The organism is Streptomyces antnestii, assembly GCF_004005495.1.
GTDB lineage: Bacteria > Actinomycetota > Actinomycetes > Streptomycetales > Streptomycetaceae > Streptomyces > Streptomyces antnestii.
Genome location: NZ_RZYA01000003.1, coordinates 276,564 through 296,329 on the forward strand (window position 1 = coordinate 276,564; position 19,766 = coordinate 296,329).

General features: G+C 71.2%; 17 protein-coding genes. 12 read left to right on the forward strand and 5 right to left on the reverse strand.

From position 1 onward, the window contains the following. Positions 1-85 precede the first annotated feature (85 nt). The 6 genes from EOT10_RS09175 (at position 86) to EOT10_RS09200 (ending at position 6,627) form a co-directional block, all read left to right on the forward strand. Positions 86-1,003 (forward strand): NTP transferase domain-containing protein, encoded by a 918-nt coding sequence (locus EOT10_RS09175; protein ID WP_127827587.1) that lies wholly within the window; start codon positions 86-88, stop codon positions 1,001-1,003. Then, positions 1,000-2,784 carry a molybdopterin molybdotransferase MoeA gene (locus EOT10_RS09180; RefSeq protein WP_127827588.1) on the forward strand — a complete coding sequence of 595 codons (1,785 nt, stop codon included), beginning with the start codon at positions 1,000-1,002 and terminating at the stop codon, positions 2,782-2,784. Before EOT10_RS09175 ends, EOT10_RS09180 begins: the two co-directional genes overlap by 4 nt. After that, on the forward strand, positions 2,772-3,878 hold the full coding sequence (locus tag EOT10_RS09185) for a potassium channel family protein (protein WP_189491350.1): 1,107 nt from the start codon (positions 2,772-2,774) through the stop codon (positions 3,876-3,878). Before EOT10_RS09180 ends, EOT10_RS09185 begins: the two co-directional genes overlap by 13 nt. 110 nt (positions 3,879-3,988) lie before the next feature. Continuing rightward, entirely contained in the window at positions 3,989-4,969 is a 981-nt protein-coding gene (locus EOT10_RS09190; RefSeq protein ID WP_127827590.1) for an NAD(P)H-quinone oxidoreductase, read from the forward strand. A 167-nt stretch (positions 4,970-5,136) separates the two neighbouring features. After that, positions 5,137-5,859 (forward strand): hypothetical protein, encoded by a 723-nt coding sequence (locus EOT10_RS09195; RefSeq protein ID WP_127827591.1) that lies wholly within the window; start codon positions 5,137-5,139, stop codon positions 5,857-5,859. A 225-nt stretch (positions 5,860-6,084) separates the two neighbouring features. After that, on the forward strand, positions 6,085-6,627 hold the full coding sequence (locus EOT10_RS09200) for a bacterial proteasome activator family protein (RefSeq protein ID WP_127827592.1): 543 nt from the start codon (positions 6,085-6,087) through the stop codon (positions 6,625-6,627). An 86-nt stretch (positions 6,628-6,713) separates the two neighbouring features. On the opposite strand, the gene EOT10_RS09205 is transcribed toward EOT10_RS09200, so the two are convergent. Then, positions 6,714-8,279, reverse strand: a complete 1,566-nt coding sequence (locus tag EOT10_RS09205; RefSeq protein WP_127827593.1) for a protein kinase domain-containing protein — start codon at positions 8,277-8,279, stop codon at positions 6,714-6,716. A 311-nt stretch (positions 8,280-8,590) separates the two neighbouring features. Between EOT10_RS09205 and EOT10_RS09210 the strand changes: the two genes are divergently transcribed. Continuing rightward, complete coding sequence (locus EOT10_RS09210; protein ID WP_127827594.1) at positions 8,591-10,246, forward strand: protein kinase domain-containing protein; 1,656 nt, start codon at positions 8,591-8,593, stop codon at positions 10,244-10,246. 24 nt (positions 10,247-10,270) lie between these two features. On the opposite strand, the gene EOT10_RS09215 is transcribed toward EOT10_RS09210, so the two are convergent. The 3 genes from EOT10_RS09215 to EOT10_RS09225 form a co-directional block, all read right to left on the reverse strand. Continuing rightward, a complete protein-coding gene (locus tag EOT10_RS09215) occupies positions 10,271-11,281 on the reverse strand; it encodes a phosphotransferase (RefSeq protein ID WP_189491352.1) in 1,011 nt (336 codons plus the stop codon). Positions 11,282-11,316: 35 nt separating this feature from the next. After that, positions 11,317-11,814, reverse strand: a complete 498-nt coding sequence (locus tag EOT10_RS09220) for a pyridoxamine 5'-phosphate oxidase family protein (protein ID WP_127827596.1) — start codon at positions 11,812-11,814, stop codon at positions 11,317-11,319. 130 nt (positions 11,815-11,944) lie between these two features. Then, positions 11,945-12,607, reverse strand: coding sequence for a response regulator (locus EOT10_RS09225; RefSeq protein WP_127827597.1), 663 nt, complete (start codon positions 12,605-12,607; stop codon positions 11,945-11,947). A gap of 357 nt (positions 12,608-12,964) precedes the next feature. Between EOT10_RS09225 and pdhA the strand changes: the two genes are divergently transcribed. The 3 genes from pdhA to EOT10_RS09240 are packed head-to-tail and all read left to right on the forward strand — an operon-like array spanning position 12,965 to position 16,540. After that, positions 12,965-14,143, forward strand: coding sequence for a pyruvate dehydrogenase (acetyl-transferring) E1 component subunit alpha (gene pdhA, locus EOT10_RS09230; protein ID WP_127827598.1), 1,179 nt, complete (start codon positions 12,965-12,967; stop codon positions 14,141-14,143). Between the two features lie 2 nt (positions 14,144-14,145). After that, complete coding sequence (locus tag EOT10_RS09235; protein ID WP_127827599.1) at positions 14,146-15,126, forward strand: alpha-ketoacid dehydrogenase subunit beta; 981 nt, start codon at positions 14,146-14,148, stop codon at positions 15,124-15,126. 10 nt (positions 15,127-15,136) lie between these two features. Continuing rightward, the gene (locus tag EOT10_RS09240) at positions 15,137-16,540 is read left to right on the forward strand and encodes a dihydrolipoamide acetyltransferase family protein (protein ID WP_127827600.1); all 1,404 of its coding nucleotides are present in this window, start codon (positions 15,137-15,139) and stop codon (positions 16,538-16,540) included. Between the two features lie 120 nt (positions 16,541-16,660). Here EOT10_RS09240 and EOT10_RS09245 read toward each other — a convergent pair whose 3' ends face one another. After that, positions 16,661-17,533: a D-alanyl-D-alanine carboxypeptidase family protein gene (locus EOT10_RS09245; protein WP_127827601.1), complete on the reverse strand. Its 873-nt coding sequence runs from the start codon at positions 17,531-17,533 to the stop codon at positions 16,661-16,663. Between the two features lie 204 nt (positions 17,534-17,737). On the opposite strand from EOT10_RS09245, the gene EOT10_RS09250 reads away from it, so the two are divergent. Beyond that, complete coding sequence (locus EOT10_RS09250; RefSeq protein ID WP_127827602.1) at positions 17,738-18,406, forward strand: GntR family transcriptional regulator; 669 nt, start codon at positions 17,738-17,740, stop codon at positions 18,404-18,406. Continuing rightward, positions 18,403-19,707, forward strand: a complete 1,305-nt coding sequence (locus EOT10_RS09255; RefSeq protein WP_127827603.1) for an MFS transporter — start codon at positions 18,403-18,405, stop codon at positions 19,705-19,707. Before EOT10_RS09250 ends, EOT10_RS09255 begins: the two co-directional genes overlap by 4 nt. The last annotated feature ends 59 nt before the right edge of the window (positions 19,708-19,766 follow it).

Consider the following 19,766-nt stretch of genomic DNA (forward strand, 5'->3'; position numbering starts at 1 on the left):
ACCTCCCCCGGTGTGATGCAGATCCCTGCGGGCGCGGGCCGTTTCCGGGGGTGGCAATGATCCTTCGTGCGCCCATACTCGGGGGATGAACGCTGCTCCCGCGCCGAGCCCCCGCGCCCACGACGCCGTCGTGCTCGCGGGCGGCGCCGCCCGGCGGCTCGGCGGCACGGACAAGCCCGCGGTCCGCGTCGGCGGCAGACCGCTGCTCGACCGGGTCCTGGCCGCCTGCGCCACGGCCGGCACCACCGTCGTCGTCGCCGCACCCCGGCCCACCGCGTACCCCGTGCGCTGGACCCGGGAGGACCCGCCCGGCGGCGGACCACTGGCCGCCCTCGACGCCGGCCTGCGCGCCACCACGGCCGACGCGGTCCTCGTCCTCTCCGCCGACCTGCCCTTCCTCAGCGACCGCACCGTACGACGCCTCCTGAACGCCTTGTACGGGGGAACGGCCGACGGAGTGCTGCTCACCGACGCCGACGGCCGCGACCAGCCCCTCGTCGCGGCCTACCGGAGCGCGCCCCTGCGCCACCACCTCGACGACATCGCCGCCGCGCACGACGGCGGCCTCTCCGGGCTGCCCCTGCGGCTGCTCGTCGGGCGACTCGAACTCACCCGCATCACCGACCCCGTCGCGTCCTTCGACTGCGACACCTGGGACGACATCGCCGCCGCCCGTTCACGTATCAGGGAGCATGGGCACGTGTTGGATGAATGGATCTCCGCAGCCAAGAACGAACTGGGCATCGAACTCGACGTCGACACCGGCGTCCTCCTCGACCTCGCCCGCGACGCCGCGCACGGTGTGGCCAGGCCGGCCGCTCCCCTGACGACCTTCCTGGTCGGGTACGCGGCCGCGGCCGCCGGGGGAGGCAAGGAAGCCGTCGCCGAGGCCGCCGCGAAGGCCGTCGCGCTCGCCGACCGATGGGCGAAGGAGGCGGCGGCCGAGGAGGCGTCCGGGGACCGCGCGGGTGCCCCCGACGCCGACGGGCCGGGCGCGGGATGAGCGGACAGAGCGCCGAGTCTCTGGCCGCGCAGGCGCGCGCGGCCGAGGACAGTGCCGTCGACGAGGCGCTCGCGCTGGTCAACGAGGGCCGCCGGGCGGGGGCCTTCGGTGCGGGCCGTCCCGGAGGGGGCCGCCCGCGCGAACCACACGGGGGGTCGGAACACCACCCACTCCAGCCTCTCCAGGCCGAAGCCGCGACTGCCGCCGGGAGTTCGGACCGCCTGGGTCGCCCATCGGCGGACGGCACGGATTCCAGCGACTTTCTGGATCACTGGGACCCCAACGACCGTCAGGACGAGACAGCCCCCGCAGACCGCCCAGGCCGTGAGGCTCGCCCAGGCGCCGCACACGGCACGGGCCCCGCACACAGCACGGGCCCCGCACACAGCACGGGCCCCGCACACAACACAAGCCCCGCACACGACACAAGCCCCGAGCGCCAGGCAGCCAGTACAGCTCCCGTAGAGCGCCCCCGTCACCGAGCCGCCGCCTGGGCCGCCGCGCGGGCCGTCGCCCAGCGCGCCGGGCGGGACGCCGCCGCGCTCCGGGGGCGTACGGCCGAGCGCCGCGTACCGCTCGACCTCGCGCTCGGGCTGACGCTGGCCGAACCCCTCGTCGCCCTGTGCGACCTCCCGTCGTTCGACACGTCCGCCATGGACGGCTGGGTCGTCGCGGGCCCGGGTCCCTGGGACGTACGCGCCGAGGGGATCCTCGCCGGGCAGGACGGGCCCGAGCCGCTGTCCGACGGCGAGGCCGTCCGGATCGCCACCGGCGCCCGCGTCCCGCGGGAAGCGACCGCAGTCATCCGCAGCGAGCACGGCCGCACGGACGCCAAGGGCCGGCTGTTTCCGCTGCGCGACGTCGGCCACGGCCAGGACATCCGCCCCCGCGGCCAGGAGTGCCGCTCCGGGGACCAACTCCTGCCCCCCGGCGCCCTGGTGACCCCGGCGGTGCTGGGGCTCGCCGCAGCCGCCGGGTACGACGAACTGCCGACGGTGGCCCGGCCGCGCGCCGAAGTGTTCGTCCTGGGCGACGAGTTGCTGACCATGGGCCTCCCCCGGGACGGCCTCATCCGGGACGCGCTCGGCCCGATGCTGCCGCACTGGCTCAGGGCGCTGGGCGCCGAGGTCGTCTCCGTACGACGCCTGGGCGATGATCCGAAGGCGCTGCTGAAGGCCGTACGGTCCTCGGACGCCGATCTCGTCGTGACGACCGGCGGCACCGCGTCGGGCCCCGTCGACCATGTGCACCCGACCCTGAGCCGTATCGACGCCGACCTGCTCGTCGACGGCGTCGCGGTGCGGCCGGGACACCCGATGCTGCTCGCCCGCACCAAGCCGGGCCAGTACCTCGTCGGTCTGCCCGGCAACCCTCTCGCCGCCGTGTCCGGGCTGCTCACGCTCGCCGAGCCTATGCTGCGCGTGCTGGCGGGGCGGCCGGTCCACGAGGCGTACACCGCGCCGCTGCGGAGTGCTGTGCACGGGCACCCGCACGACACCCGGCTCGTCCCTGTCGCGCTGCGCGGGGACGAGGCCGTGCCGTTGCACTACAACGGGCCGGCCATGCTGCGCGGCGTCGCGGCGGCCGACGGGCTCGCCGTCGTGGCGCCCGGCGGTGCGCGGGCCGGGCAGGAACTGGAGATCCTGGACCTGCCCTGGTCGTGGAACCCGTCGGGCAGCGACGCCCATGGCTACGGCCAGGACAGCGCCGGCAAGGGTGCCGATAAGGGCAGAGGCAAGGAAAGCGGCAAGGGCGGCGCAGCCGAAGGATGTTTCACGTGAAACTCCCCGGCCAGGACGCGATGGCCCGCCAGGCCGACGAGAAGCTCGTCGCACGTCAGGTGAAGCTGCCGAGGCGTGTCGTCGAGAAGCCGCTGCGGCAGGTCGCCAAACGACTGCTCATTGCGCTCGCCGTCCTGGTCGCCACGGCGTTCATCGTCTGGGCCGACCGTTCCGGCTACCACGACAACTCCGACACGAGTGTCGACCTGCTGGACGCGTTCTACTACGCGACCGTCACCCTCTCCACCACCGGATACGGCGACATCACGCCCGTCAGCGACGGCGCCCGGATCGTCAACATCCTCGTCATCACGCCCCTGCGTGTGCTGTTCCTGATCATCCTGGTCGGCACCACTCTCGAAGTGCTCACCGAGCGCACCCGGGAGGAGTGGCGTTTGAACCGCTGGAGGTCCAACTTGCGTGATCACACCGTCGTCGTCGGATTCGGCACGAAGGGCCGGTCGGCGGTCCAGACCGTCTGTGCGACGGGTCTGAAGGCGGACCAGGTGGTGGTCGTCGACCCGAGCGGCAAGGTCATCGAGTCGGCGACGGCGCACGGTTACGCCGGGGTCGTCGGTGACGCGACCCGCAGCGACGTGCTGCTGCGCGCCGAGGTGCAGAAGGCGCGGCAGATCATCATCGCGACCCAGCGCGACGACACCGCGGTCCTGGTCGCACTGACCGCACGTCAGCTCAATCGCACGGCGAAGATCGTGGCGGCGGTCCGCGAGGAGGAGAACGCCCCGCTGCTGCGGCAGTCGGGCGCCGACGCCGTCATCACCAGCGCCAGCGCGGCGGGCCGGCTGCTCGGGCTCTCCGTGCTCAGCCCGAGCGCGGGCATGGTCATGGAGGACCTCATCCAGCAGGGCAGTGGCCTCGACCTCGTCGAACGGCCGGTCATAAAGGCCGAGGTGGGGCTGAAGGTCCGGGAGACGGAGGACCTGGTGGTGAGCGTGGTGCGCGGGCACCGCGTGCTGGGTTACGACGACCAGGCCATCGGCACGCTCCAGTTGACGGACCGCCTGATCACGATCGTGCGGGCGAGCCCCGGCACCCAGTCCGTCCCGGACACGCGACGGCTGCCGCAGGGCTGACCGGGAGGCAACGCCCCGCGGAAGCCTTTCGACGCACCCGTATCGCCCCTCCGGTGATCACGTCCCGGTGATCAGTCCCGGTGATCACGTCGAGGAGTAGCCTCGCCGGCATGTATGCGATCACGATTCCGGAACCCGGTGGACCTGAGGCGCTCGTCTGGGCGGAGGTCGCCGATCCCGTACCCGGCGAGGGCGAAGTGCTGGTCGAGGTGGTGGCGGGTGCCGTCAACCGGGCCGATCTGCTCCAGCGCCAGGGCTTCTACAACCCGCCGCCCGGCGCCACCGAGGTCCCGGGTCTGGAGTGCTCGGGACGCGTCGCCGCGCTCGGCCCGGGTGTCTCGGGCTGGTCCGTCGGCGACGAGGTGTGCGCGCTGCTCGCGGGCGGCGGTTACGCCGAGAAGGTCGTCGTCCCCGCCGGTCAGCTCCTGCCGGTGCCCGAGAACACCGACCTCGTCACGGGGGCCGCGCTCCCCGAGGTGACAGCGACGGTCTGGTCGAACGTCTTCATGATCGCCCACCTGCGGCCCGGCGAGACCTTCCTGGTCCACGGCGGATCCAGCGGCATCGGCACGATGGCCGTGCAGCTGGCGAAGGCCGTCGGCGCCCGGGTCGCGGTGACGGCGGGCACCAAGGAGAAGCTCGACCGCTGCGCGGAACTCGGCGCCGACATCCTGATCAACTACCGCGAGCAGGACTTCGTTGAGGAGATCGAGCGGGCCACGGACGGCGCGGGCGCGGACGTCATCCTCGACAACATGGGCGCCAAGTACCTGGACCGCAACATCCGGGCCCTGGCCACCAACGGCCGTCTCGCCATCATCGGCATGCAGGGCGGCGTCAAGGGCGAGCTGAACATCGCGACGCTCCTCAACAAGCGCGGCGCCATCACGGCGACCTCGCTGCGCGCCCGCCCGCTGGCCGAGAAGGCCGCGATCGTCGCGGCGGTACGGGAACACGTCTGGCCGCTGATCGCGACGGGACGTGTCCGGCCCATCGTCGACCGGAAGCTCCCCATGAGCGACGCGGCGCAGGCGCACCGGGTGGTGGAAGAGGGCGGACACATCGGGAAGGTGCTGCTCACGCTGAAGTAGACCGCAGAGGCAGGCGGTAGGCGGCACGCGGTACACGGCAGGTGGCACGCGACAGGCGGCCGGGCGGTAACCGGGTGACACCAAGGTGCCGGAATTGTTGCGTTATGTGACGCTGATTCCGGGATTCCTCCGATCTTGGTGACTCGATTCCGGGAGGGGCGCGCGGAATGACTCCACGCCTCCGCACCACCGGCCGTCCGCTGTGTCCACGGCCCCTTTTCTGCCTGCGGGCGCTGCTGTTCCTGGCCCTCCTGCTCGGCCCGGCCGCCACCGGCTCGTCCGCGTACGCCGCCGAACCCGCGCCCACGCACCCCGCCGCCGACGAGTCCCGGGCCGGCAGCGATTCCGGCGAGGGGCGTACGCCGCCGGGGCGCACGGATTCCGAGCCCCCGGACCGTCCCCACCACCCGGACCGCCCTCACCACCCGGACCGTCCCCGCCACCCGGCGAAGACCCGGCCCGCGGAGCACCCGCGCGATGACCACCCCGGCCGCGAACCGTCCCGGACGGCCGGAACCGCGGACCCGTCGGCCACGGATGCCGCGTCGGCCGGCACCTCCCCGGCCGGGACCGACACTCCGACCGCCTCCCCCGGCGGGCACTCGGACTCGGCGTCCGCGACGGCGCCGAAGCGGCCCCGCACCCCCGCGGCCTCGCCCTCCCGCACGCACTCGGCGCACGCCGTCGTCCCGCCCGGCGACTTCCCGGACGATCAGGAGGTCCGGCCGGCCCCGCCGAGCGGCGCCCCCGTGGACACCGCGGGCCACACCCCGCGGCAGGCCGTCGCCGAACCCGCGGTCCCCGTGGTGGGCGTCCTGCCGCTGGGTTCCGGCCTCGTCCTGGTCGGCCTCGGCGTCGCCTTCCTCGCACTGAGGCTGCGCCGCACATGAACATGAAGCCGCACATGAAGCAGACCGCCGGCCCCTCCCGTTCCCGGCCGGCCCGGGGTCCCCGCTCGACGCCCCGGCCGCCCCGCAGGCCCCCGCCCGCCGCGCCCAGGCCCGTACGCGTCTGAAGCACCCTCGTTCACCGTGGGATCACGACCGAACACGGTGGATCACCCTTCGGAGGGGGCACTACGGAGGTGTGAGAGTCCGGTGCGAGAGAATGGCGGCATGGAGATGCCGAGGAACGAAAGGTCGCCGGAGAGCCCCCAGGTCCTGGTTGTTGGCCAGGACGGTATGGCGCTCGGTGGCGGTGGAGACGATGACTCCCGCGAGGTCCCGGTGACGGAGATGGTGGAACAGCCCGCCAAGGTGATGCGCATCGGCAGCATGATCAAGCAGCTGCTCGAGGAGGTGCGCGCGGCTCCTCTGGACGAGGCGAGCCGGGTGCGGCTCAAGGAGATCCACGCCAGCTCGGTGAAGGAGCTGGAGGACGGTCTCGCGCCGGAGCTGGTCGAGGAGCTGGAGCGCCTCTCCCTGCCGTTCACCGACGAGGTGATTCCGAGCGACGCCGAACTGCGGATCGCGCAGGCCCAGTTGGTGGGCTGGCTGGAGGGGCTGTTCCACGGGATCCAGACGACGCTGTTCGCGCAGCAGATGGCCGCGCGGGCCCAGCTGGAGCAGATGCGCCGCGCGCTGCCTCCCGGTGTGGGCGGGCACGAGGACGGCGACGACCCGCGGGCGGCGGGCCGCTCCGGAGGCCCGTACCTGTAGGAGTGGCGGACCGATCAGAGACGACGGCGCCCGGCCGGTCATGGTGACCGGCCGGGCGCCGTCGTGTGTCTGTCGACGAGACCGGCTCAGCCGCCGGTGGTACCCGCCACGTCCCCGACCGGGCCGCCGGTGCCGTCGGTGGCTGTCTCCGCCGGAGTGCTCGGCTGCACCGGCGACGAATTGTCCGACGTCGGGGTGTTGTTCGACGGCGTCGGGGTCGGCTGGTCCGTCGGCTGCTGCTCGCTCGGCGTAGGAGTCGCCGCGCCCGTGCTGGGGGTGTAGGACGGCGAGTACTCGGAGTGGCCGCCGGTCCCGGCGCCCGGGTCCGTCGTGTTCTCCTGCGTCGTCCCGCTGTCGGAGCTCTGCGTGGGCTCCTTCTGCTTCTGCGAGTGCGTCGCCGTGGGCGACTGAGTGGTGTTGGGGCCGCCCTTGTTGCCGTCGTTTGCGTTGAGCGCCCAGGCGGCGCCGCCCGCGATGGCGATCACGGCGAGGACCGCGAGGATCCACATCTTGCCGCGGCCGCCGCGACCGCTTCCGCGGTTCCCGCCGTCGTAGCCGCCGTCGTCGTCGCCCAGGGGCCGCAGCATCGGCTGGGCCGCCGTACCGCCGTGGTTCGGGTGCGGCAGCGCCGTCGTGCCCGCGACGCCCATGGCCGGGGTGTTGCCGCCCTGGTGCATGGCGGCGTCGACCGGGCCGGTGTTCCACGTGCCGGTGTGGCCGCCGTGGTCGTGCAGCATCTGCAGCCCGTACTGGACGAGGCCGCGCATCTCCTCGGCGGTCTGGAACCGGTCGTCCGGGTCCTTGGCGAGGGAGCGCATGACGAGTCCGTCGAGCTCCGGCGGTACCGCGTCCAGGACCTCGGAGGGCGGCACCGGGGTGTCCTGGACGTGCTGGTAGACGACGGACAGCGGCGTCTCGCCGGTGAACGGGGGCCGCAGCGCGAGGAGCTCGTAGAGCAGGCAGCCGGTCGCGTACAGGTCGGAGCGGTGGTCGACGGCCTTGCCGAGGGCCTGCTCCGGGGAGAGGTACTGGGGCGTGCCCATGACCATGCCGGTCTGCGTCATGGTCGACTGCGCGCCGTGCAGGGCGCGCGCGATGCCGAAGTCCATGACCTTGACCGCGCCGGTGTTCGTGATGATCACGTTCGCCGGCTTGATGTCGCGGTGCACGATGCCGTGCTGGTGCGAGTAGGCGAGGGCTTCCAGGACGCCGGAGACGATGATCAGGGCCTGCTCGGGGCCCGGCGCCTCGGCGTTCAGGAGGAGGTCGCGGATCGTGTTGCCCTCGACGATCTCCATGACGATGTAGGGGACGACCTGGCGGCCGACCTGGTCCTCGCCGGAGTCGTACACGGCGACGACCGCGTGGTGGTTGAGGCCGGCGACCGACTGGGCCTCGCGCGTGAAGCGGGCCTTGGAGACCGGGTCCTCGGCGAGGTCGGAGCGCAGGAGCTTGACGGCGACGGTGCGGCCGAGCCGTACGTCCTCGGCGGCGAACACCTCCGCCATGCCGCCCCGGCCGAGTCTGTGGGTCAGCCGGTAACGGCCGTCACCGACAAGTCCGCCGTTTCCCCACAACTCCGGCGCATCTGACATACCGCCGCCAGCCGTCTCGGGGTCGGACGGGCCCTGAGCGCGCTGCGTCTGTGCCATCAGTCCTCGCCGTCGTTTCTGTCCGCGTCCTGTCCGCACTGTCGGATGTACGCGCGGTGGTCGTTACGGTCTCCGTCGGGCCACGCTACAGGCTTCGCCATGCGCCCCGATCCGAGATGGACCGGCCATCAAACCTTCCTGGGGCAATGCCTTGCAAATCGCGTGGGCGGTTCCTGTAACGCTTCCGCGACGCTTCTTGCCCGTACGGTCACGGAACGGGCACCGAGCTTGACGTGTCAGTGCCCTGGGGCAGACTTGGCCGGGAATAGTGGCAATCGATCACCGGCCGCGCCGATGGGGGACGTAGAAACATGAGCCAGGACGGCGCACAGGGCCGGTACGCAGGGCGTGCCGTCGCCGGCGGTCGCTACCAGCTGCGTGATCTGCTCGGCGAGGGCGGCATGGCCTCGGTCCACCTCGCGTACGACTCCGTGCTCGACCGGCAGGTGGCGATCAAGACCCTGCACACCGAGCTCGGGCGCGAGCAGGCGTTCCGTGAGCGGTTCCGGCGCGAGGCCCAGTCCGTGGCGAAGCTCACGCACACGAACATCGTCTCGGTCTTCGACACCGGCGAGGACGATCTCGACGGGATGACCACTCCGTACATCGTCATGGAGTACGTCGAGGGCCAGCCGCTCGGCTCCGTGCTCGACGCGGACGTCGCGCACTACGGGGCGATGCCGACCGACAAGGCCCTCAAGATCACGGCCGATGTGCTCGCCGCGCTCGAGATCAGCCACGAGATGGGCCTGGTCCACCGCGACATAAAGCCGGGCAACGTCATGATGACGAAGCGGAACGTCGTCAAGGTCATGGACTTCGGCATCGCCCGCGCCATGCAGTCCGGCGTCACGTCCATGACGCAGACCGGCATGGTCGTCGGCACCCCGCAGTACCTGTCGCCCGAGCAGGCACTGGGCCGTGGCGTGGACGCCCGCTCCGACCTGTACTCGGTCGGCATCATGCTCTTCCAACTGGTCACCGGGCGGCTGCCGTTCGAGGCGGACTCGCCGCTGGCCATAGCGTACGCACACGTCCAGGAGGAGCCGGTGGCTCCTTCGTCGATCAACCGGTCGGTCCCCCCGGCCGTGGACGCCCTGGTCGCCCGCGCGCTGAAGAAGAACCCGAACGAGCGCTTCCCGAGCGCCGAGGCGATGCGGGACGAGTGCCTGCGCGTCGCCCAGTCGCTGCAGGCGGCCGCGCCCAGCATCGTGCCGGGCGCGCAGACGTCCAGCGGCGCGGGTGTCGGCTCCGCCGTCTTCCCGCCGGTCGACCAGTCGACGCCCGCGCCGACCGGCCCGGTGCAGACGCCGTACCAGCCGGGCCCGTACGGGGCGCCCACGCCGGCTCCGGCCACTCCGGGCTACGGATACCCGCAGCAGGGCTACCAGACCCCGGCGCCCGCCTCCCCGTACGCGCCTCAGCAGCACCAGCAGCACCAGGCGCCGCACGCGCAGACGCCTCCGCCGTACACCATCTCGCCGCAGACGACGCCGAGTTCGGCCGCCGGCGGTGGTGGCCGTAAGCGGAACACCGCGGTGATCGTCGGTTCGGTCGTCGTCGCGCTGGTCGCGGTCGGCGGCCTGATCACGGCACTCGCGCTGAACGGCGGTGACAGCAACAACGGCAACAAGGGCGGCTCCGGCGCCAAGAAGTCGCCGTCGGTCGCCGCCGAGCACAAGGGTCCCGACCTGACGAAGACGATGGAGACGGACGCGTGCAAGGAGCCGGAGGCGGGTTACAACGACCCGAACAAGGTCCGGCTCCCCGACTTCACCTACAAGAACATCACGTCGGTCAAGGCCTGCCTCCAGGCCGCCGGGTGGCAGTACGACATCCGTAAGGTCGATGAGAACACGTTCGGCCAGGACACGGTCATGAACCAGTACCCGAAGGCGGGCACGGAGATCGACCCGAAGCACCCGGACTCGATCCAGCTCGAGGTCTCCACGGGCGACCCCGCCTGACTCACGCGTCAGGCTCAGGTCCCGTCACCCCGCGAACGCGTCCCGCACCGCCCCGTACTCCCTCGTCCACCACACGGCCAGCGCCGACGCGGCGGGGAACTGGGAGTCGGCGCGGTGGTCGCCGCGTTCGTAGCGCCAGCGCAGCATCCAGAAGTCGTTGAGCCGCTCCCACCACACGCGGTGGACGGCGGCCGCGAGCTCGTCGGGCCCGGCGCCCGAGGCACGGCGGTAGGCCCGCGCGTAGGCCCGCACCTTCGCCAGGTCGAGGGTGCCGGCGGGCCGCACGAAGAAGATCACGGCGGCGCGCACGGCCTCCTCGGCGCGCGGGTGCACCCCGAGCCGGTCCCAGTCGACGATCGCGGCCGGTACGCCGCCCCGGTAGAGCAGGTTGAACGGGTGGAAGTCGCCGTGCACCCAGCCGGTAGCCGAAGCCTCCGGAGGCCGCCGCCCCGCGCAGGACTCCAGCAGGCAGCGGCGCTCCAGGAGCCGGTGCCGCGCGAGCTCGTCGAACGCGTCGTGCGGGCGGTGACGGCGCACGCGGTCCAGCAGCGTGTCGATGCGCGCGAGGGTGTCCAGGGGGTCCGCGCTGGCCCGCCCGCGCGCGGGCGCCGCCCCCATGACCTTCTCCAGACAGGCGTGTACGAGTCCCAGGAGCGCCCCGAGCGTGCGGCATTGCGCCGGCGTGAGCTGGGCCCCGCCCCGGTGGCGGCCGTCGATCCAGGGGTGCAGGGCGTAGCTGGCGCCGTCGACGACGGTGACGGTGCGGCCGTCGGCGGCGGGCAGGGGCGGGGCGACGGGGACGCCGAGGGCGGCCAGGCGTTCGGTCGCGTGATGCTGGCGGGCGATGGCGGCCGGGTCGGCGGTCTCGGGGTCGAAGTGGTGCTTGAGGAAGTAGCGGCCGCGGGTGGTGGCGAGGCGGTAGCCGCGGTTGAGGAGTCCCTGGTCGACGGGTTCGCAGGCCAGGGGCGAGCCGGCGTCGTACTGCCGCAGCAGGGCACGCAGCGGCGGGGCGGAGTGAGCAGATGAGCGCGGCACCCGCCAGATGTTAGGGCACCCTGGGTAGCGGTCGGCTACAGAAAGTGGCGCAGGCCCCGCTTCGGGTGACGGGCGCCGCCCGTCAGCTCGTGCACGGTCACGAACTGGGGCTCGACCCGCAGATAGACCGGGGTGTACGGCTTCCCGTCCACGAGGAGCGGCGCGGGGCCGAAGAGTTCGAGCTCGCGGGGGGTCGGTTCGACGGCCTCACAGGTGCCGACGAACTGGACGGACCACTGTCCGTCGGCGGGGTCGGTGGGGTCTGCGGCGTGCAGATTGTCGGCGCCGTACGCGACGACGCTGCCGGAGCAGGCCTGGTGGTAGCCGTAGCCCTGGTGCATGCGCAGAAGGAGGCGGCCGTCCACCACGATGTGGCGGGCGGCGGCGAGAAAGGGGAGGGCGCGCATGCTGGTCGCCACCCGGCCGTAGTCCACGCTGCCGATCAGCTCGATGGCACGCTGTGCGTCGGCCCGTGCTTCTTCCGGTGCGGAGGGTGCGGAGGGTGTGGAAGGTTCGGAGGGTTCGGAAGGCATGGCTTCAACTGTGCGCCTCGGCCCGGTGCCGGAAAAGAGGCGCCTGCCCCCATATAACAAGGACGTAAGTCCCTAGGCAGGCTATTCAGCGGTTCTTGCGGTCGCTCTTTTCAGCGAATTTCAGCGGTTCTCAGCGCTGCTTTTCGGCCTGGAGGCGGGCGACATAGGCGGCGGCCTGGGAGCGGCGTTCCATGCCCAGTTTCGACAGGAGGCTGGACACGTAGTTCTTGATCGTCTTTTCGGCGAGGTGCAGACGCTCGCCGATGACGCGGTTGGTCAGGCCCTCGCCGATCAGGTCGAGGATCCGGCGCTCCTGGTCGGTCAGGTTCGCGAGCCGGTCGTCCTCCTTGCTGCGGCCGCCGTCGCGCAGCCGTTCGAGGACGCGGGCGGTGGCGACGGGGTCGAGGAGCGACTTCCCGGCGGCCACCTCACGCACGGCGCTGAGCAGCTCGTTTCCCCGGATGGCCTTCAGTACATAACCGGAGGCGCCTGCCATGATCGCGTCGAAGAGGGCCTCGTCGTCGGCGAACGAGGTCAGCATCAGGCACTTGACGGTGTCGTCCTGGGAGCGGATCTCCCGGCAGACCTCGACGCCGCTGCCGTCCGGGAGCCGTACGTCCAGGACCGCGACGTCGGGGCGGGTGGCCGGAATGCGGGCCAGCGCGTCGGCTGCCGTGCCAGCCTCTCCGACGATCTCGATGTCCTCCTCCACGGAGAGCATCTCGTGCACGCCGCGACGTACGACTTCATGGTCATCAAGGAGAAATACGCGAATTTTTCCGGCTTCGGCCACGCGGTCAGTCTCACATACGAACTCTTCCCGTGCCCGAGGTGACCGGGATAACGTGCCGGTGTTCCGGCCGCCTGCCAGGCTGTGACCAGTGTTCCGATGCATGCTGTCACCACGTCTGACCAGCGAGTGTTCCCACTTGCTCGAATTTACTTGGATATCCAAGCAAAATCGCAGGTCAGGTGGGGTTTCGCAGATATGTGAAGCACTGGGTAACGTGCATGGTGCAGGGCGCTCGCCGGGGCACCTGTCACGCCTGTTCCGGCCGAGCCGCACCCACCCCGTGCGCACAGGACGGGGACAGGCGAGCCGCACTGGTTACCCGGCAACCCCGGGGACCGGACCGACGGAGGAGCACACGTGACCGTGGACAGCACTGCCGCAGCGCGTACGCCGCGCAAGCGCACCGCTGCGAAAAAGTCTGCGAAGAAGTCCCCCGGTGCGGGGACGCCGGACCTCGTCCAGCTGCTGAGCCCCGAGGGCGAGCGCGTGGAGAACGCAGCGCACGCCGAGTACGCCGCGTTCGTCGAGGACATCACGGCGGAGGAACTGCGCGGCCTGTACCGCGACATGGTCCTCACGCGCCGCTTCGACGCCGAGGCCACCTCGCTGCAGCGCCAGGGCGAGCTGGGCCTGTGGGCCTCGCTGCTCGGCCAGGAGGCCGCGCAGATCGGCTCCGGCCGCGCCACCCGCGACGACGACTACGTCTTCCCGACCTACCGCGAGCACGGCGTCGCCTGGTGCCGCGGCGTCGACCCGACGAACCTGCTCGGCATGTTCCGCGGCGTGAACAACGGCGGCTGGGACCCGAACAGCAACAACTTCCACCTGTACACGATCGTCATCGGCTCGCAGACCCTGCACGCCACCGGCTACGCCATGGGCGTCGCCAAGGACGGCGCGGACTCGGCCGTGATCGCGTACTTCGGTGACGGCGCCTCCAGCCAGGGCGACGTCGCCGAGTCGTTCACGTTCTCCGCGGTCTACAACGCGCCCGTCGTGTTCTTCTGCCAGAACAACCAGTGGGCGATCTCCGAGCCGACCGAGAAGCAGACCCGCGTGCCGCTCTACCAGCGCGCGCAGGGCTACGGCTTCCCCGGCGTCCGCGTCGACGGCAACGACGTCCTGGCCTGCCTGGCCGTCACCAAGTGGGCCCTGGAGCGGGCCCGCAGGGGCGAGGGGCCGACGCTGGTCGAGGCGTTCACGTACCGCATGGGCGCGCACACCACCTCCGACGACCCGACGAAGTACCGGGCCGACGAGGAGCGCGAGGCGTGGGAGGCCAAGGACCCGATCCTGCGCCTGCGCACCTACCTCGAATCCCAAACTGACACGGACGAGGGATTTTTCGCGGAACTCGAGACCGAGAGCGAAGCGTTGGGTCTTCGAGTACGTGAAGCGGTGAGGGCGATGCCGGACCCGGACCGGATGGCCATCTTCGAGAACGCGTACGCGGACGGGCACTCGCTCGTCGACGAGGAGCGCGCCCAGTTCGCCGCCTACCAGGCGTCGTTCACCGATGCAGAGGGAGGCAACTGATCATGGCCGTACAGAAGCTTCCGCTCGCGAAGGCGATCAACGAGTCGCTGCGCATGGCGCTCGACACCGACCCCAAGGTCCTCGTCATGGGCGAGGACGTCGGCAAGCTCGGCGGTGTCTTCCGCGTCACCGACGGGCTGCAGAAGGACTTCGGCGAGGACCGGGTCATCGACACCCCGCTCGCCGAGTCGGGCATCGTCGGCACGGCCATCGGCCTCGCCCTGCGCGGGTACCGGCCGGTCGTCGAGATCCAGTTCGACGGTTTCGTCTTCCCCGCGTACGACCAGATCGTCACGCAGCTCGCGAAGATGCACGCCCGCGCGCTCGGCAAGATCAAGCTGCCCGTCGTCGTGCGCATTCCGTACGGCGGCGGCATCGGCGCGGTCGAGCACCACAGCGAGTCGCCCGAGGCGCTGTTCGCGCACGTGGCGGGTCTGAAAGTGGTCTCTCCCTCGAACGCGTCGGACGCGTACTGGATGATGCAGCAGGCCATCCAGAGCGACGACCCGGTGATCTTCTTCGAGCCGAAGCGGCGCTACTGGGACAAGGGCGAGGTCGACACCGAGGCGATCCCCGGACCGCTGCACGGCGCGCGCACGGTGCGCGAGGGCACGGACCTGACGCTCGTCGCATACGGGCCGATGGTCAAGGTCTGCCTCGAGGTGGCCGCGGCCGCCCAGGAGGAGGGCAAGTCCCTGGAGGTCCTCGACCTGCGCTCCATGTCGCCCATCGACTTCGACGCGATCCAGAAGTCCGTCGAGAAGACCCGCCGTCTCGTCGTCGTCCACGAGGCCCCGGTCTTCCTCGGTACGGGAGCGGAGATCGCCGCCCGCATCGCGGAGCGGTGCTTCTACCATCTGGAGGCGCCCGTGCTGCGGGTCGGCGGCTATCACGTGCCCTATCCGCCGGCGCGCCTCGAGGACGAGTACCTGCCGGGCCTCGACCGGGTGCTCGATGCCGTCGACCGCTCGCTGGCGTACTGAGGAGAGGGCCGTGACGACGATGACTGACGCTGCGCTGGCCGAGTTCAAGATGCCCGACGTGGGCGAGGGGCTCACCGAGGCCGAGATTCTCAAGTGGTACGTACAGCCGGGTGACTCCGTCACCGACGGGCAGGTCGTGTGCGAGGTGGAGACGGCGAAGGCGGCCGTCGAGCTGCCGATCCCGTTCAACGGCGTGGTGCGCGAGCTGCGGTTCCCCGAGGGGACGACCGTGGACGTGGGGCAGGTGATCATCGCGGTGGACGTGGCCGGTGGGGCCGGCTCCGCCGCGGCACCCGTGTCCGTACCGGAGCCTGCGGCTCCGGAGGCGGCGCCCGAGGAGGAGGCACCGCAGGGGCGGCAGCCGGTTCTCGTGGGGTACGGGGTTTCCGAGGCGTCGACCAAGCGACGTCCCCGTAAGGGATCAGTGGTCGAGGCCCCTGTGACGATCACGGAGCCGGTGGCTGTGCCCACCCTCCCCGGGCCAGCTGCCCCCAGCGGTGGAGGCACCGGCCGCCCGCTCGCCAAGCCCCCCGTGCGCAAGCTCGCCAAGGACCTCGGCGTCGACCTGGCCTCGCTCGCGCCCTCAGGCCCCGACGGCGTGATCACGCGCGAGGACGTGTACGCGGCCGCGGCCCCGGCACCGGCGCCGGAACCGGCCGTGACCGAGGCCCCGGCGCCCGCCGCCGTGCCGCAGCCCGTCGTCTCCGCCGAAGCGCGCGAGACCCGCATCCCCGTCAAGGGTGTCCGCAAGGCGACGGCGGCCGCGATGGTCGGCTCCGCCTTCACCGCCCCGCATGTCACCGAGTTCGTGACGGTCGATGTGACGCGGACGATGAAGCTCGTCGAGGAGCTGAAGGGCGACAAGGAGATGCAGGGGCTGCGGGTGAACCCCCTGCTCCTCATCGCCAAGGCGCTGCTCGTCGCGATCAGGCGGAACCCCGAGGTGAACGCCGCCTGGGACGAGGTGAACCAGGAGATCGTCCAGAAGCACTACGTGAATCTGGGCATCGCCGCGGCCACGCCCCGCGGGCTGATCGTGCCGAACATCAAGGACGCGCACGCCAAGACCCTGCCCGAACTGGCCACGGCGCTCGGTGAGTTGGTCTCGACGGCCCGCGAGGGCAAGACCTCTCCCGGCGCCATGCAGGGCGGCACGGTGACCATCACGAACGTCGGCGTCTTCGGCGTCGACACGGGCACGCCGATCCTGAACCCCGGCGAGTCGGCGATCCTCGCCATCGGTGCGATCAAGCTGCAGCCCTGGGTGCACAAGGGCAAGGTGAAGCCTCGTCAGGTGACCACGCTGGCCCTGTCGTTCGACCACCGACTGGTCGACGGCGAGCTGGGCTCGAAGGTGCTTGCGGATGTTGCCGCGATCCTTGAGCAGCCGAAGCGGTTGATCACCTGGGCGTAGGACCGGCGCTCGTCCGCGGGTCGTTTGTGGCTGAGCGCGCCCGCGCGGCGGAGCCGCATTTCGATACAGCCCCGCGCCCCTTAAGGGGCGCGGGGAACTGCGTATGTGCAAGGTCGCGCGTTACTTCTTGAAGCCGTAGTCCATGAGCTTCTTCGCGTCCGCCGTGCGGTTCGTGACGGAGGTGGAGGCGAGGACGGTGCCGATGACCGTCTTGCCGTTGCGGGTCGCGGCGAAGACCAGGCAGTACTTGGCCTCGGGGCCCGAGCCGGTCTTCACGCCGATGGTGCCGGCGTAGGAGCCGAGCAGGTTGTTCGTGTTGGACCACGACATGTAGCGGTAGCCGCCGCTCGACGTCGTGACCTTCTGCTTCGTCGACGTCGTCTTCACGACCGTGCGGAACGTGGAGTTCTTCATCGCGGACGACGCGATCTTCGTCAGGTCGCGCGGCGTCGAGTAGTTCGCGCCGCTGCCGATGCCGTCGAACGAGTCGAAGTGCGTGTTCTTCAGGCCCATGTCCGTGGCGGCCTTGTTCATCTTGCCGATGAAGGACGTCACGCGGGCCGAGCGGGTGGTGCCGGAGCCGAACTTGTCGGCCAGCGCGTACGCGGCGTCGCAGCCGGACGGAAGCATCAGCCCGTACAGGAGCTGGCGGACGGTGACCTTGTCACCGACGATCAGGTGGGCCGACGAGGCGTTCTTCGCGACGATGTAGTCGCTGTACGCCTTCTGGATCGTGACCTTGGAGTCCAGGTTCAGGTTCGACTGCGCCAGGACGACCTTCGCGGTCATGATCTTGGTGGTGGAGCCGGTGGAACGGCGGGTGTCCGCGGCCTTGGTGTAGAGGCTCGTACCGGTCCCGTTGTTCATCACGTAGCCGCCCGCGGCGACGATCGTGGGAGTGGGCAGCGTGGCGGCCTGCGCGGAGGTGGCGAAGACCCCGCTCGCCAGGACCGCGCCGGCGGTCACGGTGGCGGCGGCGGTTACGCGGCGCATGCCTGAGATGCCCTTGATGCGGGTTTTCAAGTTAAACGCTCCAAATGCCCCTGGAATGCGGCCACATGAGGGTGTGGCCCGCTGAAGAGACTCCTGAGAGCGCCGGATGGATGTACTGGAGCGAGGAGAAATTGTGGCGCGTATCTCCGTCCGAATCCTGGACAGCCGCCGACGATGCGTACGTGTTGTATCTATGATGTGCGCATGCCTTCCGTGCCCCCGTCCCCCCTCGCCGTCAAGCGGCCACCAGCGGCCGACCGTGTCTACGACCACATCAAGCGCAGCGTGCTCGAACGCCGTTACGAGGGCGGGACGTTGCTCACCGAGGGCGAGCTCGCCGAGGCCGTCGGGGTGTCCCGCACCCCGGTGCGCGAGGCGCTGCTCAAGCTGGAGGTCGAGGGGCTGATCAAGCTCTACCCGAAGAAGGGCGCCCTGGTCCTGGCCGTCTCCGCGCAGGAGATCGCCGACGTCGTCGAGACCCGCCTCCTCGTCGAGGAGCACTCCGTGCGCAAGGCGGTCCCCGCGCCCGCGAGCCTCATCGCCCGCCTGGAGGAGCTGCTCACCCTCCAGCGGACGCAGGCCGAGGCCGGCGACTTCGCCGACGCGGCGAGCACCGACCGCTGCTTCCACGCCGAGATCGTCCGCAGCGGAGGCAACGCGATCCTCTCCCGCCTCTACGACCAGCTGCGCGACCGCCAGCTGAGGATGGGCGTCGCCGTCATGCACTCGCACCCCGACCGGATCGCCAAGACGCTCACCGAGCACAAGGAGATCCTCGACGCGCTGCGCTCCGGCGACACGGAGGCGGCCGTCGCCGTCGTCCGCCGGCACGTCGGCTGGTTCTCGAACCTGGCCCGGGGCGAGGTCCGATGAGCTCCGCCGGCAGCACGGCACTGCCCGGGGACCCGCCCGGCGGCCGCAGAGCCGTCGCCGTGTGGTGCACAGGCGTCGCCGTCTACTTCGTCGCCGTCATCTTCCGCACCTCGCTGGGCGTGGCAGGGCTCGACGCCGTCGACCGCTTCCACATCAACGCCTCGGCGCTGTCCACCTTCTCGATCCTCCAGCTCCTCGTCTACGCGGGCATGCAGATACCCGTCGGCCTGATGGTCGACCGGCTCGGCACGAAGCGCGTCCTGACGATCGGCGTCGTCCTCTTCACCCTCGGCCAGCTCGGCTTCGCGTTCTCGCCCTCGTACGGGACGGCCCTCGTGTCGCGCGCGCTGCTCGGCTGCGGCGACGCGATGACGTTCATCAGCGTGCTGCGGCTCGGCACCCGCTGGTTCCCCGCCCGCCGCGGGCCGCTCGTCGGGCAGCTCGCCGGGCTCGTCGGCATGGCCGGCAACCTCGTCTCCACGCTCGTGATCGCCCGCCTGCTGCACGGCGTGGGCTGGGAGGCCGCCTTCGCGGGCAGCGCGCTCGCCGGAGTCGTCGTCCTCGTCCTGCTGCTGCTCTTCCTGAAGGACCACCCCGAGGGCTTCGAGCCGGAGCCCGTGCTGCACAGGGGCGCGGCCTTCGTGCGCGGCCAGATCCTGGCGTCCTGGCGGGAGCCCGGCACGCGGCTCGGCCTGTGGGTGCACTTCACGACGCAGTTCCCGGCCATGGTGTTCCTGCTGCTGTGGGGCCTGCCGTTCCTCGTCGAGGCGCAGGGCCTGTCCCGCGGCACCGCCGGCGAGCTGCTCACCCTCGTCGTGATGTCCAACATGGTGATCGGGCTCGTCTACGGACAGATCGTGGCCCGGCACCACGCGGCCCGTCTGCCGCTCGCGCTCGGCACGGTGGCCGGTACGGCGCTGATGTGGGCCGTGACGATCGCCTACCCCGGCGACCACGCCCCGATGTGGCTCCTGGTCATGTTCTGCACGGTGCTCGGCGCGTGCGGGCCCGCGTCCATGATCGGGTTCGACTTCGCGCGCCCGGCGAACCCGCCGGAGCGGCAGGGAACGGCGTCCGGCATCGTCAACATGGGCGGGTTCGTGGCCTCGATGACGACCCTGTTCGCGATCGGCGTCCTGCTGGACGCGACCGGCGACAACTACCGCGTGGCGTTCTGTGCGGTCTTCGTGCTCGAAGCGCTCGGCGTGAGCCAGATCCTGCGGCTGCGCAGGCGGGCCGTGCGGCGCGAGCGGGAACGCCTGGTCGCCAGCCGGGTCGAGGCGGTGCACGTCCCGGCCTGAGCGCGCCCGCGCCCAGAGGTTCCGGGGAGGGGCGGGGCGGGGCCGTGGCCCCGCCCCCG